This window comes from Peribacillus sp. NPDC097224, from assembly GCF_044761985.1.
GTDB lineage: Bacteria > Bacillota > Bacilli > Bacillales > DSM-1321 > Peribacillus.
This window is the reverse complement of record NZ_JBIWDK010000002.1, coordinates 281466-297632: the sequence shown is the minus strand read 5'-3', so window position 1 is coordinate 297632 and position 16167 is coordinate 281466. Positions and strand designations below refer to the sequence as shown.

At 44.4% G+C, this 16167-nt stretch carries 18 protein-coding genes; 15 read left to right on the top strand and 3 right to left on the bottom strand.

Translation table 11 applies throughout. The annotated features are described in order from the left end of the window. The first annotated feature begins 128 nt into the window (after positions 1 to 128). The 5 genes from hprK to ACIQXR_RS04985 are packed head-to-tail and all read left to right on the top strand — an operon-like array spanning position 129 to position 4035. Positions 129 to 1064 carry an HPr(Ser) kinase/phosphatase gene (hprK, locus tag ACIQXR_RS05005; RefSeq protein WP_402870680.1) on the top strand — a complete coding sequence of 312 codons (936 nt, stop codon included), beginning with the start codon at positions 129 to 131 and terminating at the stop codon, positions 1062 to 1064. A gap of 28 nt (positions 1065 to 1092) precedes the next feature. After that, a complete protein-coding gene (gene lgt / locus ACIQXR_RS05000) occupies positions 1093 to 1905 on the top strand; it encodes a prolipoprotein diacylglyceryl transferase (RefSeq protein ID WP_402870683.1) in 813 nt (270 codons plus the stop codon). 27 nt (positions 1906 to 1932) lie between these two features. Further along, positions 1933 to 2877 (top strand): nucleoside recognition domain-containing protein, encoded by a 945-nt coding sequence (locus ACIQXR_RS04995; protein WP_403079582.1) that lies wholly within the window; start codon positions 1933 to 1935, stop codon positions 2875 to 2877. Continuing rightward, positions 2867 to 3535, top strand: coding sequence for a pyrophosphatase PpaX (gene ppaX / locus ACIQXR_RS04990; RefSeq protein ID WP_402991289.1), 669 nt, complete (start codon positions 2867 to 2869; stop codon positions 3533 to 3535). The genes ACIQXR_RS04995 and ppaX overlap by 11 nt, the downstream gene beginning before the upstream one ends. Beyond that, positions 3532 to 4035: an acyltransferase gene (locus ACIQXR_RS04985; protein WP_403079580.1), complete on the top strand. Its 504-nt coding sequence runs from the start codon at positions 3532 to 3534 to the stop codon at positions 4033 to 4035. The genes ppaX and ACIQXR_RS04985 overlap by 4 nt, the downstream gene beginning before the upstream one ends. A gap of 29 nt (positions 4036 to 4064) precedes the next feature. Here the strand turns inward: ACIQXR_RS04985 and ACIQXR_RS04980 are convergent, their stop codons facing one another. The 3 genes from ACIQXR_RS04980 to ACIQXR_RS04970 form a co-directional block, all read right to left on the bottom strand. Further along, positions 4065 to 4211, bottom strand: coding sequence for a YwzD family small protein (locus ACIQXR_RS04980; RefSeq protein WP_402870694.1), 147 nt, complete (start codon positions 4209 to 4211; stop codon positions 4065 to 4067). 63 nt (positions 4212 to 4274) lie between these two features. Continuing rightward, positions 4275 to 4895, bottom strand: a complete 621-nt coding sequence (locus ACIQXR_RS04975; RefSeq protein WP_403079578.1) for a class D sortase — start codon at positions 4893 to 4895, stop codon at positions 4275 to 4277. 1 nt (position 4896) lies between these two features. Next, positions 4897 to 5931, bottom strand: coding sequence for a processed acidic surface protein (locus ACIQXR_RS04970; protein WP_403079576.1), 1035 nt, complete (start codon positions 5929 to 5931; stop codon positions 4897 to 4899). A gap of 451 nt (positions 5932 to 6382) precedes the next feature. Between ACIQXR_RS04970 and ACIQXR_RS04965 the strand changes: the two genes are divergently transcribed. The 10 genes from ACIQXR_RS04965 (at position 6383) to trxB (ending at position 15736) form a co-directional block, all read left to right on the top strand. Further along, positions 6383 to 7612 carry an ATP phosphoribosyltransferase regulatory subunit gene (locus ACIQXR_RS04965; protein WP_403079574.1) on the top strand — a complete coding sequence of 410 codons (1230 nt, stop codon included), beginning with the start codon at positions 6383 to 6385 and terminating at the stop codon, positions 7610 to 7612. Next, positions 7605 to 8237: an ATP phosphoribosyltransferase gene (gene hisG, locus ACIQXR_RS04960; RefSeq protein ID WP_402870706.1), complete on the top strand. Its 633-nt coding sequence runs from the start codon at positions 7605 to 7607 to the stop codon at positions 8235 to 8237. The genes ACIQXR_RS04965 and hisG overlap by 8 nt, the downstream gene beginning before the upstream one ends. A gap of 24 nt (positions 8238 to 8261) precedes the next feature. Then, positions 8262 to 9542: a histidinol dehydrogenase gene (hisD, locus tag ACIQXR_RS04955; RefSeq protein ID WP_403079572.1), complete on the top strand. Its 1281-nt coding sequence runs from the start codon at positions 8262 to 8264 to the stop codon at positions 9540 to 9542. Between the two features lie 107 nt (positions 9543 to 9649). Then, positions 9650 to 10237, top strand: a complete 588-nt coding sequence (hisB, locus tag ACIQXR_RS04950; RefSeq protein ID WP_402954526.1) for an imidazoleglycerol-phosphate dehydratase HisB — start codon at positions 9650 to 9652, stop codon at positions 10235 to 10237. Continuing rightward, entirely contained in the window at positions 10238 to 10870 is a 633-nt protein-coding gene (gene hisH / locus ACIQXR_RS04945) for an imidazole glycerol phosphate synthase subunit HisH (RefSeq protein WP_402954523.1), read from the top strand. Next, positions 10867 to 11601 carry a 1-(5-phosphoribosyl)-5-[(5-phosphoribosylamino)methylideneamino]imidazole-4-carboxamide isomerase gene (gene hisA / locus ACIQXR_RS04940; RefSeq protein WP_402870718.1) on the top strand — a complete coding sequence of 245 codons (735 nt, stop codon included), beginning with the start codon at positions 10867 to 10869 and terminating at the stop codon, positions 11599 to 11601. Before hisH ends, hisA begins: the two co-directional genes overlap by 4 nt. After that, entirely contained in the window at positions 11602 to 12360 is a 759-nt protein-coding gene (gene hisF, locus ACIQXR_RS04935; RefSeq protein ID WP_402870721.1) for an imidazole glycerol phosphate synthase subunit HisF, read from the top strand. It begins immediately after the preceding gene. After that, positions 12357 to 13013, top strand: coding sequence for a bifunctional phosphoribosyl-AMP cyclohydrolase/phosphoribosyl-ATP diphosphatase HisIE (hisIE, locus tag ACIQXR_RS04930; protein WP_402954517.1), 657 nt, complete (start codon positions 12357 to 12359; stop codon positions 13011 to 13013). The genes hisF and hisIE overlap by 4 nt, the downstream gene beginning before the upstream one ends. 168 nt (positions 13014 to 13181) lie before the next feature. Continuing rightward, complete coding sequence (locus ACIQXR_RS04925; protein ID WP_402870725.1) at positions 13182 to 14684, top strand: tetratricopeptide repeat protein; 1503 nt, start codon at positions 13182 to 13184, stop codon at positions 14682 to 14684. 101 nt (positions 14685 to 14785) lie between these two features. Continuing rightward, a complete protein-coding gene (gene trxB, locus ACIQXR_RS04920; protein ID WP_403079749.1) occupies positions 14786 to 15736 on the top strand; it encodes a thioredoxin-disulfide reductase in 951 nt (316 codons plus the stop codon). Positions 15737 to 16167: the final 431 nt, after the last annotated feature.

Genomic DNA, 16167 nt, shown 5'->3' with positions numbered 1-16167 from the left:
GTAAAGTAGCTTCCGGATAGGAAAAAAGAATAAATTGATCATGCGTGGTTTGGTTATTTACAGAATAATGCTAAAATGAAAAAGTATCGCTAAAAATAAACATCGCTCCAAAAAAGGAGGAAAGATATATGGCAAAAGTCCGTACAAAGGATGTAGTTGAAGCATTCGATCTTGAACTTATCAGTGGTGAAGAAGGCATCAACCGTCCAATCGTTACAAGTGACCTTTCTCGACCAGGATTGGAAATAGCTGGTTTCTTCGACTACTATCCTGCAGATCGCGTACAACTCCTGGGAATGACGGAGATGTCGTTCTTCAACCGTCTGAATGAGGCCGATCGAATTCAAAGGATGGAAGAACTATGTAGAGACTATACACCGGGAATCATCATCACTCGTGGTCAGGAAGTGCCTATCGAGTTGATTGAAGCGTCGGAACGCGAGTCCGTTCCTGTCATGCGGTCCTCCATGAAGACAACGAGGTTATTCAGCCGTCTGACGAACTTTCTCGAAAGTAAATTAGCCCCCACTACAGCGATTCATGGTGTGTTAGTGGATATCTATGGATTGGGTGTACTGATTACCGGAAAAAGCGGGGTCGGTAAAAGTGAGACGGCGCTCGAACTGGTTAAACGTGGACATCGTCTTGTAGCCGATGATTGCGTCGAAATCCGCCAGGAAGATCAGGATATGCTTGTCGGGAATGCTCCGGATTTAATTGAGCACCTTCTTGAAATCCGGGGACTGGGCATCATCAATGTCATGACGTTATTTGGGGCCGGAGCTGTTCGGAGCCACAAGAAAATTTCCATCGTCATCAATCTGGAACTTTGGGAAAAGAATAAGCAATATGACCGGGTCGGTCTGGATGAAGAGACAATGAAAATCATTGATACAGAGATTACGAAAATCACCGTTCCGGTTCGTCCAGGACGAAATTTAGCTGTCATCATTGAAGTGGCCGCCATGAATTACCGGTTAAAACGCATGGGTGTTAATGCGGCGGAACAATTTTCGGATCGTTTAAATAATGCTATTGCCGATTCGGACAACGATGAATTTTAAGTAAAGTTATCAGAAAAGAGGGGACAAAATGGAGCAAGGAATTCAACCACTAAATCCGATTGCGATTGAACTTGGTTCCATCCAGATACATTGGTATGGGCTGATTATCGGGTTTGGGGTACTACTGGGCCTTATCATTGCCTTAAGGGAATCAGAACGCCGAGGTCTGGACAAGGAACTATTTACGGATATGATCCTTTTTGCAGTGCCCATTGCGATTATATGTGCACGCATTTATTATGTTATCTTCCAATGGGATTATTATTCACAAAACCCCGGGGACATCATTAAAATATGGAATGGCGGAATTGCCATCCATGGGGCATTAATCGGTTCGGTCCTAACCGCCATCATCTTCGCAAAGGTAAAGAACGTATCATTTTGGAAGTTGGCGGATATCGCTGCTCCAAGTTTGTTGCTAGGTCAGGCCATTGGCCGTTGGGGCAATTTCATGAACCAAGAAGCGCACGGTGGGGAAGTAACCAGGGCCTTCTTGGAAAACTTACATCTTCCAGAGTTCATTATTAATCAAATGTACATAAATGGAACGTATTATCACCCGACCTTTTTATACGAATCGGTCTGGAACATAGTCGGCGTGGTCATCCTCCTATTATTGCGTAAAGTGAACTTGCGTAGGGGAGAGTTATTTTTAACATACGTTCTATGGTATTCAGTTGGTCGCTTTTTCATTGAAGGACTGCGGACCGATAGTTTGATGCTAACGGATTCACTTCGGATTGCCCAAGTGATTTCCATTGTCTTGATCATTATTGCTGTTGCTTTCATTCTTTATAGAAGGTTCCGTGGTCATGCGGATAAACGATATTTAGATGCATAGAGAATATGTGTAAAGGGAGAGGGCATAGTGATAGTAGATTCCGTTAAGAGGGGAATTCTTTCTGGTTTAAATACTACTTGGACATTGGGGAAAATCATTTTTCCGGTTACATTGATTGTGACGGTGCTTCAGTATACACCTGTATTACCATGGATGATTGACTTAATTGCGCCACTGATGAATTTAATAGGTCTCCCTGGTGATGCGGCCATCCCGCTTGTACTAGGGAACTTCTTGAATTTATATGCGGCAATTGCAGGAATCTTGACGCTCGATCTCACGGTAAAGGAAGTCTTCATCATTGCCGTGATGTTATCCTTTTCACACAATTTATTTATCGAATCGGGGGTAGCCATGAAAACGGGCGTCAAGCTGTGGGTCATTTTGCTGGTCAGGTTTGGTCTCGCCCTAGTGTCTGCCGTCATCATCAATCTCGTTTGGCAGGGTGGAACGGAAATGGCCCAAGGTTTTGCGGTTCCGGAGACAGTCGAGATTACCGGGACGGGTGCGATTCTATTACATGGGGTCATTCAGGCTCTATACGGAATTGGACAGCTGGCGCTCATCGTGATGCCCCTTATGGTCGTTGTTCAGATTATGAAAGACTTAAAATGGCTGGAGGCCTTCTCCAAGGCACTTGCTCCTTTTATGAAAATCCTGGGGATGAAGCCAAATACATCAATGCCATTTGTGGCAGGGCTGACACTTGGCCTTGCTTATGGAGCGGGTGTGATGATTCAGGCTGCCAAGGAAGACAATGTCTCGAAGAAGGATATGACCCTCGCGTTTATCTTTTTAGTAGCCTGCCATGCCGTTATAGAAGATACATTGATTTTTATACCACTGGGGATTCCCGTTTTGCCTTTATTACTAATCAGGCTGGTCACCGCCATTGTCCTGACGATGGTAGTCGCTTATATATGGAATCGATACAGCAGTGTACAGAGGAAGGATGCCGCATATGAACAGTAAAATAACTACATTATTATTTGACCTGGATGGAACGTTGATCAATACGAATGAATTAATCATCGCCTCCTTTACGGAAACGTTGAACCATTATTATCCCGGACAATTCAAGCGGGAGGACATTATCCCATTCATAGGCCCGACATTGGTCGATACGTTTACTTCGATAGACCCGGAACGCGCGGATGAAATGATCGCCCGCTATCGCGAACATAATTGGAAAAACCATGATATGCTGGTAACCCAATTTGATGGGGTTTTCGAGACGGTCCAAACGTTGAAGCAAAGTGGCTATAAGCTAGCTGTCGTGACGACGAAAAAAAGGGATATTGTCGAAAGAGGCTTACGCTTAAGCAAACTTGATCAATTCTTTGATGTCGTAGTCACTTTGGATGAAGTGAAACACGCAAAACCAGATCCGGAGCCGCTGTTAAAAGCATTAAAGCAGCTTGACTCAATTCCAGAAGAAGCGGTGATGATTGGCGACAGCCATCATGATATTCTTGGTGGAAAAAACACCGGAACGAGAACGGCCGGTGTTGCGTGGTCCATAAAGGGCCGGGAGTTCCTGGAAAGCTTTCATCCAGATTTCATGCTGGAGAACATGTCTGATTTATTGGATATAGTAGAGGCTGAGAAGTTTGAAGAGGTTAAGGGATGAGACGGACGACCCGCTTTCCAGTGAAAGGGGCCAATTCCCTTTGGCATGTGTATAAAACCGTCCCGTTCTGGAAAGTCGTGAAGAATTTTATTGTGATTCAACTAGCAAGATATACACCGTTTTTAGGCATGAAAAATTGGTTGTACCGGACCTTTCTGCGAATGGAAGTGGGAAAGCATACCTCGTTCGCCTTGATGGTCATGCCGGATGTCATGTTTCCTGAAAAGATTTCAGTGGGGCGGAATACAGTCATCGGCTATAATACGACGATTCTTGCTCATGAATATTTGATCGACGAGTACCGGTTGGGAGAGGTGGTCATTGGGGACGAAGTACTGATTGGAGCCAATTCCACCATTCTTCCGGGACTGACAATCGGAAATGGGGCAATTGTTTCAGCTGGGACGCTTGTTCATAAGGATGTTCCAGAGGGAGCTTTCGTTGGTGGGAATCCGATGCAGCTGATTTATACCAAAGAAGAAATGCTGAAGCGTGAATAGCAAACTTCTTTATAAGAAAAAGGACTTGCTCAATGAGTAAGTCCTTTTAGCTGGGACAAATCCTTTTTTAGCTGATCCATAACCTCTGCCAATGATATATTCTCTTCACTAGACGTGATTTCATATGTGTTTCTTACGATTTGAAAGAACTTTTCCTGCGCCCTTTTATCGGTCACGCGCCCGTCCTCCTACTCTCTTATAATGGAGAGAGGGCTGCAAAAAGGATGCAGCCCTCTCTTTCAATTGTCCACTTCCGATTTCAGTAAATCAGCAATCAATACATATCGCTCTGGTGCACTACCAATATATGAAAAAGGATAGCAGGTTGTTACCGTTAGCGTGGCTTTGGGCTTGGGTACGATCACGGTCCGGTCATCGGCATCAACAATACGGACCTTTCTTACCTTATACGTGAACGTGCCTGCTTCTGTCTTCGTGATCAGCAAGTCCCCCTTACCAACCTCACCTAGCTTCCGGAATACAGTGTCCCGATGGCCAGATAAAACGGAATTATCCTTTTCCCCAGGCAGGACAGAACCTGCATAATGGCCGACTCCCTTTTCAAGCTCATCCTCATCTGTTCCATGAAAAATCGGTAAGGTTGCTTCGAGCTTGGGGATATACAGTTCACCCACCAGGTCGCCCATTTCTGGCCTTTTTTCATATAGTTGATCAGGAACAGGGTCCTTTTTTTCTGGGTGTAGGGTCGCCGTCGACTCCACACTATCCGGCTTGTTCCATTTATAGAGGGCATAGCCTTTTAACAGCGTATAGGCATTCGTCGTCGTAAAATAAAACCCTACAATTATGAGGCAGGAAGCTACAAGGAGCAGCCACTTTTTCTTTTGCTTGGGATTCATCTTATTTTACGAGTGTCGCTTTTCTGATCAGCCTGTAGGCAAGGGCAATCATCACTAAGCCGATTAACGCACCAAAAAGATAGTTACCGGAAGTTTTGGGCATCAAAGCACCTTTTTCCGTTTTATGTGTAGGCTTTTCTTGTTTTACATCAGCCACTTTGGTTATGACCTTCGTTGTTTGCTTAAGGTCATTTCCTGTTTCTTTCACTAAAGTGGAACCAATCATTTCCCCAGTCAATTTAAAATCAAGCAAGAGGTTGCCACTTAAGTCATAGATGGAGACTAGCAAGCTAGCATTCGTTAAATCCTCTAGCTGGAATAATGATTCAAGAGAAAGAGTGGAGGTAACGCCTTCATGAGTTAAGGAAAACTTGAATTGAATCTGCAACAAGTTTTGCAATTCATCATAAATTGAAAGCATTTCAGCCACTTGTTCAGCGGAAAGTTCATCGATTGTATCGAAGTATTCCAATTGTTCCATCTTATCGGCAATCGCCATTAAGCGTGATTCGAAGGAAGGGTCCTCGACGATGGGCAACAAATGGTTCATCAGGCGGTCGAGTTCTTCTTCTGTGAGATCGACTTCGGTAAATAGACCGTCCATCAAATCAAGAAGATCCTCGTCGGCATAATCCATGTCTGATTCTAAATCCATATCAATGATATCTTGAATATCGTAAATGAAGTGAAACGAATCGAGAATGGTTTCCCCTTTTTCCATTTCGCCATATTCCACTAATAAGCTCGTAACCTCTTCTTCGGTCATTTCATATTCATCCAGGAGCTCCTGTAAAGATTCTGGAGTAACGATGGGACCACAAGTATCGCGTAGCTCTTCCAATGAATCGAAATCTTTCAAAGTTAAATCATAGTAGTCCAAGTACTCTTTTAACTCGTCTTCCGTCATTCTTATTTCAGCAAGATAGGCATTCAGCTCATCTTGATTGATTTTCATTGCGGCAAACCCCTTATCCCCGCCAAACCCGAACGTAAAAATGATGACACTTGCAACAATAAACGACAAAAATCGATTCAAAATCATTTCCCCCTAAGAAGTTAAAATACACCTAAACCACTAAAAATTATAAATCCTCCATACCAAAAGATATACACAATAATGAAAATCGAATAAAGATAGTAGAAAAGGACCGGGAAATAGGGTCTGACCCCTCCTGTTTTTTTCCAAAACCACGCCGCTGTAAGTCTCGGGTGCTTATAAGGAGTTTGGGAAATAGGGTCTGACCCCCTTTTTTCATTGACGGGAGGTGGGGGCAGGAGTACACTAGTAATAACTTCATCTTGTTACCATATTAGCGAACTAAAGCGATTTGATAGATAATTGCGATTATTTATAGGATTATGTTAGTTTTTTTGATAGTATTTTACATGTGACCCATAGTGGGGTTTTAAGATCGGCATATAGGAAAGATATAAGTAAACACATATTTAATTTATCAAGGCCCTGCATTTTAAAAGAGGAGGGTCGAATGGAAATACATACAGTACCCATTATTCCAAAAGGATGTGCAGTCGTGACTAAGCCATTTATGTTTGAGAAACCGTTAGGGATGAGAGATACATTACCGATGCTATACGAAACCAAAGTATCGGTTCGAAATAAGATGAGTGATGAGATCAAGAAGTGGGGGTATCAATTTATTGAAACACCTGCTTTGGAATATTACGAAACGATTGGGGAAGCTTCTGCCATTTTGGATCAGCAATTATTTAAACTGCTTGATGCCCAGGGACATACGCTTGTGCTTCGACCGGATATGACGGCTCCAATCGCCCGGGTGGCGGCATCGAAACTGCTTAAACAACAAATCCCACTACGTCTAGCCTATTCAGCGAATGTGTATCGCGCCCAGCAACGTGAAGGCGGGAGACCGGCTGAGTTCGAGCAAATCGGAATTGAATGTATTGGAAACAAATCAATCAGTGCAGATGCGGAAATGATCGCGTTACTTACCGATGTCCTGAAGGCTGCCGGCCTCGAGGATTTCAAAATATCCATCGGGCATATCGGATTTTTACAGGAATTCTTCTTGAGCATATTAGGGACGGAAGAAAGAGCTTCGGTTTTAAGAAAGTTGTTATATGAGAAGAACTATGTTGGTTTTCGTGAACATGTAAAATCGCTTCCGCTTTCTTCTATTGATAAACAAAGGCTCATCGAATTCATTTCCTTAAGAGGAAGTGAGGGCACTTTGTCAAAAGCAATGGCGCTGCTTGAGAATGGAAAAGGACAGGATTCACTCGATGAACTGAGGGAACTGGCTGTACAGCTGAAGGAATTCGGTGTCGATCAGTATGTGAACCTTGATTTAACGCTAGTCAGTCATATGAGTTATTACACCGGAACGCTGTTCGAAGTGTATGCAGGTCAAGTTGGGTCGCCGATCGGGAATGGTGGACGTTATGACAACTTACTTGAAAAATTCGGATGGGATGCCTCTGCCACTGGTTTTGCAATTCGTGTCGATCGCCTTGCCGAAGCACTAGGCGAACCTAGTCAGCTAATTGCACCGGAGTGCATTTTGTTCAGTCCGGAGCGCCGAGCGGAAGCCCTTGATTTTGCGAAATCGAAACGATTGGAAGGCAAGAGAATCACGATTCAAGATATTACGGTCGTACAAAATGTCGATGCGTTTACAAGAACTTTTTCTGATGTGCATATGTTTGTAGGGAATGGGGGGAATGGACAAGATGAGTAATAGCTTTTTAACAATAGCGATGCCTAAAGGCAGAATTTTTGAAGAAGCGGCGGAGCTATTAAGGAAGGCCGGCTTCCGTCTACCTCCTGAGTTTGATGATTCCCGTAAGTTAATCATCGAAGTGGAAGAGGAAAATCTTCGGTTCATTTTAGCAAAGCCGATGGATGTCGTAACCTATGTGGAGCATGGAGTTGCGGACATGGGGATTGCGGGCAAGGATGTAATGTTAGAGGAAGAACGCGATGTTTATGAGTTGCTGGATTTGAAAATCAGTGCTTGCTACTTAGCGGTGGCCGGGCTACCTGGAACGAAAATCAGCTCATTTGCCCCTAAAATTGCCAGTAAATACCCGAATGTGGCCTCGAGTTATTTTCGCCAGCAAGGTGAGCAGGTCGAAATCATCAAATTGAATGGTTCGATTGAGTTAGCTCCATTAATTGGCTTGGCAGAGAGAATCGTGGATATCGTCTCAACAGGTCAAACATTGAAGGAAAATGGTTTGGTCGAATATGCGAAAATTGCCGATGTGACTTCAAGGTTGGTGGCGAATCCTGTCAGTTACCGAATTAAAGAGGCGCGAATTACGGAAATTGTCGATCGTTTAGCGGAAATCATAGAACAATAATACGTACGTTTATGAGGTGGAAACATGAAAATTGCACGGTTTGCAGAAGGCATTTCCTTAAAGCGTTCAGTTGATGCAGGTACTGCCGATCAACGAAAAGCGGTACAGGATATCATTTATGCTGTGAGAAAAAATGGGGATGAAGCATTACATAATTTTACGGAACGTTTCGACGGCGTTCGTCTTGAAGAGTTTCTAGTTACCGAACAGGAAATCGAAGAGGCAACAGCGGATTTAACTGAGGAGCAGGTAGCGATCATTCAGGAAGCGGCCGATAATATCAGAATGTTTCACGAGAAACAAATTAGGAACTCCTGGATCACAACCGATGAGAATGGAACGATGCTGGGCCAGAAAATGACGCCCCTTGATGCGGTTGGGGTTTATGTTCCCGGTGGAACGGCTGCCTATCCATCATCCGTTCTGATGAATGTGATGCCCGCCAAAGCGGCGGGGGTGAAGCGAATCGTCATGGTATCTCCACCTGGGAAAGACGGGAAATTGACACCGGCCGTTTTAGCCGCTGCGAAAATTGCCGGTGTGACGGAGATTTACAAGATCGGTGGGGCTCAAGCGATTGCGGCACTTGCTTATGGAACAGAAACGATTGTGCATGTCGATAAAATCGTCGGTCCCGGCAATATATATGTAGCATTGGCGAAACGGGAAGTATTCGGGGACGTGGCAATCGACATGATTGCAGGCCCTAGTGAAATTGCCGTCCTTGCAGATGATACGGCTGTTGCTTCGGAAGTGGCCGCGGATCTGTTATCACAGGCAGAACATGATGCTCGTGCCTGTAGTGTCCTTGTGACGACTTCAATGGTCCTTGCAACGGAAGTGGCTAAAGAAGTGGAGAAGCAGGTTGCATTACTTCCACGGCGGGAAATTGCAGAAGCTGCGATTAAGGATTACGGGCGGATTGTTGTCTGTGAGAATATGGACGAGGCCATTGGTGCCGTAAATGAGCTGGCACCAGAGCATTTGGAAATTGTGACTCGTGATGCTCTTGAAGTGATGGCGAAAATCCGCCACGCCGGGGCCATCTTTATCGGCCGTTTCAGTTCGGAGCCGGTGGGGGATTATTTCGCAGGACCGAATCATGTCTTACCTACGAACGGGACGGCCCGTTTCTCTAGTCCATTAAATGTTGACGATTTCCAAAAGAAATCGAGCATCATCATGTACAGTGAAACGGCATTCCGACAAAACGCGGCAAAAATTGCCGCATTTGCCCGAATGGAAGGACTCGAAGCCCACGCACGCGCCATCGAATCCCGTGGTGTGCATGAACTTGGGAAATAGGGTCTGACCCCTAAATAAATCATTGAAAGTATTGATATATAAGCGTTTTCAAAGAGTTTACGAACTTGGGAAATGGGGTCTGACCCCCGATTTGAGGAGGATTAGTTATGGAGCGTTTTGCTAGTGTGGAGCGGAAGACGAATGAGACGGATATTAGTTTGAGGTTTGGTGTCGATGGGGAAGGGAATTCGTCGATTGAGACGGGTGTTCCGTTTATGACGCATATGCTTGATTTGTTCACGAAGCATGGGAAGTTCGATCTTACTGTGGATGCGAAGGGGGATACGGAGGTTGATGATCATCATACAACTGAAGATATCGGCATTTGCTTAGGGCAGACGTTATTGGAAGCCCTTGGGGACAAGCGTGGCATCAAACGTTATGGAAATGCCTTCGTACCGATGGACGAGGCTCTTGCTCAAGTGGTCATCGATTTAAGTAATCGGCCGCACCTTGAGTTCCGTGCAGAGTTCCCTTCGCAGAAGGTCGGGACATTCGATACGGAATTGGTGCATGAATTTCTTTGGAAGTTTGCGCTTGAAGCACGAATGAACCTGCATGTCATCGTTCATTATGGCCATAATACGCATCATATGATTGAGGCGGTCTTTAAAGCGCTAGGGCGTGCATTGGATGAAGCTACTTCTATCGATCCGCGAGAAAAAGGGATTCCATCGACGAAAGGAATGTTGTAAATGATCGGGATCGTCGATTACGGAATGGGGAATTTATTTTCCGTCAGTAAGGGGCTCGAACGTTTGGAAGCTGATTCATTCATTTCCGACGACCCAGCCGAGCTGGCCAAAGCGACAGGCATCATCCTACCAGGCGTCGGTTCATTCAGAGATGCGATGAGTCTTTTGGAAAAACAGAAGCTTGATGAGTTCCTGAAACAATACGTCGCCGATGGTGGATTTTTACTCGGGATTTGCCTTGGCATGCAACTTCTATTTGATGAAAGTGAAGAGAATGGACCAGCAAAAGGACTTTCTCTAATTCCGGGGAAAGTCGTTCGTTTTACCGGTGTTGATGCTAACGAACAAACATATAAAGTACCACATATGGGCTGGAACCACCTTGAATTTAAACAATCTTCGCCATTAATCGACGGTCTTGCAGAAGAGCATGTGTACTTCGTCCATTCCTATTATGCAGATACCGATGAATCGTATATGATCGCTTCAGCAACCTATGATGTGGAGGTACCGGCGATCGTGGGGAAAGGCAATGTGTTCGGCATGCAGTTTCATCCGGAGAAAAGCGGGCAGATGGGCATGTCTCTCTTGAAAAATTATTTGTCGTTAGTGGAAGGGAAGGAAAAAGCATGAGCAACTTTACGATTTACCCGGCGATTGATATGCGGGGCGGCAAATGCGTCCGCTTAATCCAGGGAGACTATAATCAGGAAACGGTCTATGGAGATTCTCCCTTTGATATGGCCAAAAGCTTTGCGGACCAAGGAGCAGAGTGGATACATATGGTTGATTTGGATGGGGCCAAAGAAGGCGTGCGCATCAATGACTCATACGTGATTAAAGCGGCAAAAGAGTTGGGGGCGCGTGTCCAAATCGGCGGCGGGATTCGGACGGAGGAGGATATTGCCCATTATCTCGATAACGGTGTAGAGCGTGTCATTCTTGGCAGCACAGCCGTTTCCAATCCTGAATTCACAAAAGAAATGATTAGAAAATACGGGAAACACATCGCGATTGGAATAGATGCGAAGGATGGTAAAGTGGCCACGCATGGTTGGCTACAAACCTCTGAAACACTGGCCATCGATCTTGGGAAAATTCTTGCTGATGCCGGTGCGGAAACGTTTATCGTGACAGATATCGCGACGGACGGGATGCTTTCGGGTCCTAATGTGAAGGGGATTGTCGCGATGGCGGAAGCAACCGGTAAGAATGTGATCGCATCAGGAGGCATCAGTTCGCTTGCTGACCTTATCAAACTCCAAGAATATGAAGCCCAAGGTGTTGCAGGGGCGATTATCGGCAAGGCCATTTATACGAACCGCTTCACGGTAAAAGAAGCGCTGGAAAAGGTGCGTGGTTAAATGCTGACAAAACGGATTATCCCCTGTTTGGATGTAAAGGATGGACGCGTCGTTAAGGGGATTCAGTTTGTTTCCTTAAGAGATGCGGGGGACCCTGTCGAACTTGCGGCCTTTTACGATCAAGAAGGAGCCGATGAACTGGTCTTCCTTGATATTTCTGCTTCGCATGAAGGACGGGAAACCATTGTCGACGTCGTTCAAAGTGTGGCAGGTAGCCTTGCCATCCCCTTTACGGTTGGCGGTGGCATTAACTCGCTAGCGGACATGAAGAAGATTCTACGAGCAGGCGCTGATAAAGTGTCTCTAAATACAGCCGCCGTCCTACGACCTGACTTAATTAATGAAGGTTCCGATTACTTTGGAGCGCAATGCATCGTCATTGCCATTGATGCACGATATGATGAAGCACTTGGTTCTTGGCGTGTGTATACCCATGGGGGCAGAAAACCGACAGAATGGGAAGTCATAGAGTGGGCAAAGGAAGCGGTCAGCCGTGGTGCCGGTGAAATCTTATTAACTAGCATGGATTGTGATGGCGAGAAGCAAGGGTTTAACATTGCATTAACGAAAGCGGTATCTGAAGCTGTTTCCGTTCCGGTCATTGCCTCGGGTGGTGCCGGGAATGCGGAGCATTTCCAGACTGCATTTGAAGAAGGAAAAGCGGACGCGGCATTGGCGGCTTCAATTTTCCATTATAAAGAAACATCAGTTAAAGAAGTCAAAACGTTTCTCAAACAACAAGGAGTGGTTGTACGATGAATTTCGATACTATTAAATATGATGAAAAAGGCCTTATTCCAGCGATTATCCAGGATGCTGGTACAGGAGAAGTGCTTACACTTGCTTACATGAACAAAGAATCCTTGAATCTTTCCATCGCAAAAGGGGAGACGGTATTCTATAGCCGTTCTCGCAATGAGTTATGGCATAAAGGGGAAACGAGCGGAAATACACAAAAAATAGTCGAAATGAAATATGACTGCGACCAGGATGCATTAGTCGTGAAGGTTGTACCTGCAGGGCCCGCATGCCATACTGGTGCAACTAGTTGCTTCGGCACAACGATTTATAAAGATGAAGAAGTGCAACAATCTGGACCGACGAACGTGAATTTCCTAACGGAATTGGAAGGGTTGATTGCAGAGCGAAAAGCAAAAATGCCTGAAGGATCTTATACGACCTACTTATTCGAAAAAGGCGTTGATAAAATCCTGAAAAAAGTGGGGGAAGAATCCGCTGAAGTCATCATAGCTGCCAAAAATCGTGATGCCGAAGAACTTTCGATGGAAAGTGCCGATCTCCTTTATCACTTATTCGTCCTGCTACAAGAACAGGAATTACCTTTCCAGGCCGTTCTTGATGTATTAAAAGCTAGGCATTCCGTAAAAGACGAGCCAAAATCAAAGGCCTAAGCAGGTCTATTGCCCTCCTTCTTCGGAGGGTGTTTTTTTTACAAAGGCCACCCGTCAAATCGAGAAAAAGGAAGTCAAATATCAATTTCCAGTTTCTTGAATCGTTCGGCAAAAATCCTTCCATATGGTATAATACTATAGTTAATCAACTTGTAGATGGAGGATTACATGAGTAAAGACTCTAATTATGGCCAACAGGCAAAAATTCTAACCTTTCACCCTACTGGTGAGTATTACTTCACCAAGGGTTTAAAAGCATATCATAGACATGAATTACCAAAGTCAAAAAAATACCTGGAACGTGCCTTGGAACTTGAACCCGCTGAACCGATGATTGCATGCCAATTGGCAATTACTTGTTCGGAAATCGGAGAATACAATTATTCCAATAACCTTCTAGAAAATATCTTGGATGTAATGGATCCCTTTATGTCGGAATGCCATTACTTCCTAGCCAATAATTATGCCCATTTAGGCATGTTCAAGGAAGCATACCGCCATGCGAGTGCTTACCTGGATAAAGAGGAAGACGGGGAATTCAGTGACGACGCTGAGGATCTTCTTGAACTTATCACCTTTGAGTCAGATGGTTCGGAGGAAAATCCCTTCAAGCATGATGGCCTGATTGCCAAACAGGAGAAAGCGCGTGAATATTTGGAAGCGGGCGACTTCCCTAGAGCGATTGAAGTGTTAAAAGAAACGATTGCCGAATATAAGGATTACTGGTCCGCTTACAATAACCTTGCGTTAGCCTACTTTTACCTTGGGCAGGAAGATGAGGCGTTCTCCACATTGGATGAGGTCCTGGAAAAAAGCCCAGGAAACCTGCATGCGCTATGCAATTTAGTCGTCTTTTATCATTATCAGCAGGAAGATGAGAAGGTGGATGAACTTGTTTCGATGCTCGAAAAGATCCGGCCGATGCTATCGGAACATCGCTTCAAGCTCGGTGCCACTTTTGCATTAATCGGAAACTATGCATCTGCATATAAATGGTTAAATGTGCTACAAAAGCAAGGATTTGAAGGTGACGGAACGTTCTACTATTGGCTGACGATATCGGCTCATCATTTAGGACATGAACAGGCCGCCAGAAAAGCATGGAAAAAGGTCATTGAAATGAATCCAGAAAAAGAAGGCATGGAGCCATGGGGGGATATGAACGCTACCTCTGATGGGTTTGAAAATCACCTTCCTTCTATTATAAAACGGCTTGATAGTGAATTTATCGAAGAAAGATTGTTTGCTATTTTCCTATTAAAGCACTCCGTTCATAAACCGAAGCTTTTGAAAAACCAGGTTTTCGGCATGAAGCAGAATTTCACCGAATGGGAAAAGGATTATGCCGACATGGTGCAGGAACCTAATAAAGACCGCCAACTGACAGCGATTGGTTTTGCCGATCGGACGGCAGAATTGTTATATCAGCATTTTCACCCTATCCAATTAAATGAAGCAGGTCTTTATTTAATGTGGTTTTCTGTCTTCGTCGAGGCTACCCATGCGAATCAGAAGCTGAACAATCCAGCAGGTTGGGCGTCAGCTGTCGAATATGTATGGAATAAGCTGAAAAACGAAAAGATGAGTAAACAGGTCATCGCGGATAAATATTTCATATCGGTGTCCACTTTGTCGAAGTATGTAAAGCTTGTTCAAAACCTGTTAGGTTGAGCAAATATTTGGACGAAAAATTATTTGTTATATAGGATAATAGGTAGGGAACACTAACCGTAGTGAAAGTTCCATTTGTAATGGAATATGAAGGAGTGAGAATTATGTCTGAAAAAATTTATGACGTTGTGATTATCGGAGCGGGTCCTGCTGGGATGACTGCTGCTGTATATACATCACGTGCGAACCTTTCAACATTGATGCTAGAACGCGGAGTGCCAGGAGGCCAGATGGCCAATACGGAAGAAGTCGAAAACTACCCAGGATTCGACACCATTCTTGGGCCTGAGCTATCTACAAAAATGTTTGACCATGCTAAAAAATTCGGTGCGGAATACGCTTATGGAGATGTTAAGGAAATCATTGATGGGGAAGAGTACAAAACCATCAAAGCAGGCTCCAAGGAATTCAAAGCACGTTCTATCATCGTTTCTTCAGGTGCGGAATATAAGAAAATCGGCGTCCCGGGTGAAAAAGAGTTGGGTGGCCGCGGTGTTTCTTATTGTGCTGTCTGTGATGGGGCTTTCTTTAAAGAGAAAGAACTGTTCGTCATCGGTGGAGGAGACTCTGCTGTTGAAGAGGGCGTCTACTTAACTCGCTTCGCTTCTAAGGTGACGATCGTTCATAGACGTGACGAACTTCGTGCACAGAAAATCCTTCAAGATCGTGCGTTTGCTAATGAAAAAATCGACTTCATCTGGAATCATACATTGAAGCAAATCAATGAAGAGAGCGGAAAAGTCGGTAGTGTCACACTTGTTTCAACGGCTAACGGAGAAGAAAAAGAGCTAAAGGCAGACGGAGTATTCATCTATATCGGTATGCTTCCTTTAACCAAGCCTTTTGAAAATCTGGGCATCTTGAATGCTACGGGCTATATCGAGACGAACGATGTAATGGAAACACGGGTTCCAGGCATCTTTGCAGCTGGAGACGTTCGTGAAAAAACATTGCGCCAAATCGTGACGGCTACTGGGGACGGTAGTATCGCTGCACAATCGGTTCAGCACTATGTGGAAGAACTAAAAGAAAAGTTGCAAATTAAAGCGTAACCGCTTATACAAAAATTTACACTTCGTCATTGTGTTTTAACGAGGCTGTAACATCCATGCAATAAAGATTGGGTATAGTTAGGGTAGTATTGACCCCCTTTATTATATAACGTGTTGGGCACAGAGGAATCTGTGTCTTTTTTTTGATGGGGGACATGGGTTATGGGTACAAAGTGATTGTGTGGTCATGAATAATCAACCAAACCAGGAAGTTTCCTTTATTGTTAGCTTATTTCAAAAATAGTATAATGATAAGATATACTACACATAGTTTAATCATAGAGGTAAGATGTAAAATACAGCTTGTTTGTACTATAAGCATTTGGTAAATCGCCGGATGGATGTCTAGCGGTGATTTAAGAATTGAACGGATACTCTAAGGAAGTCAGAGGAGAAGTTTCTATAGTCGAGCATAGGCCAATTTGAGGTGA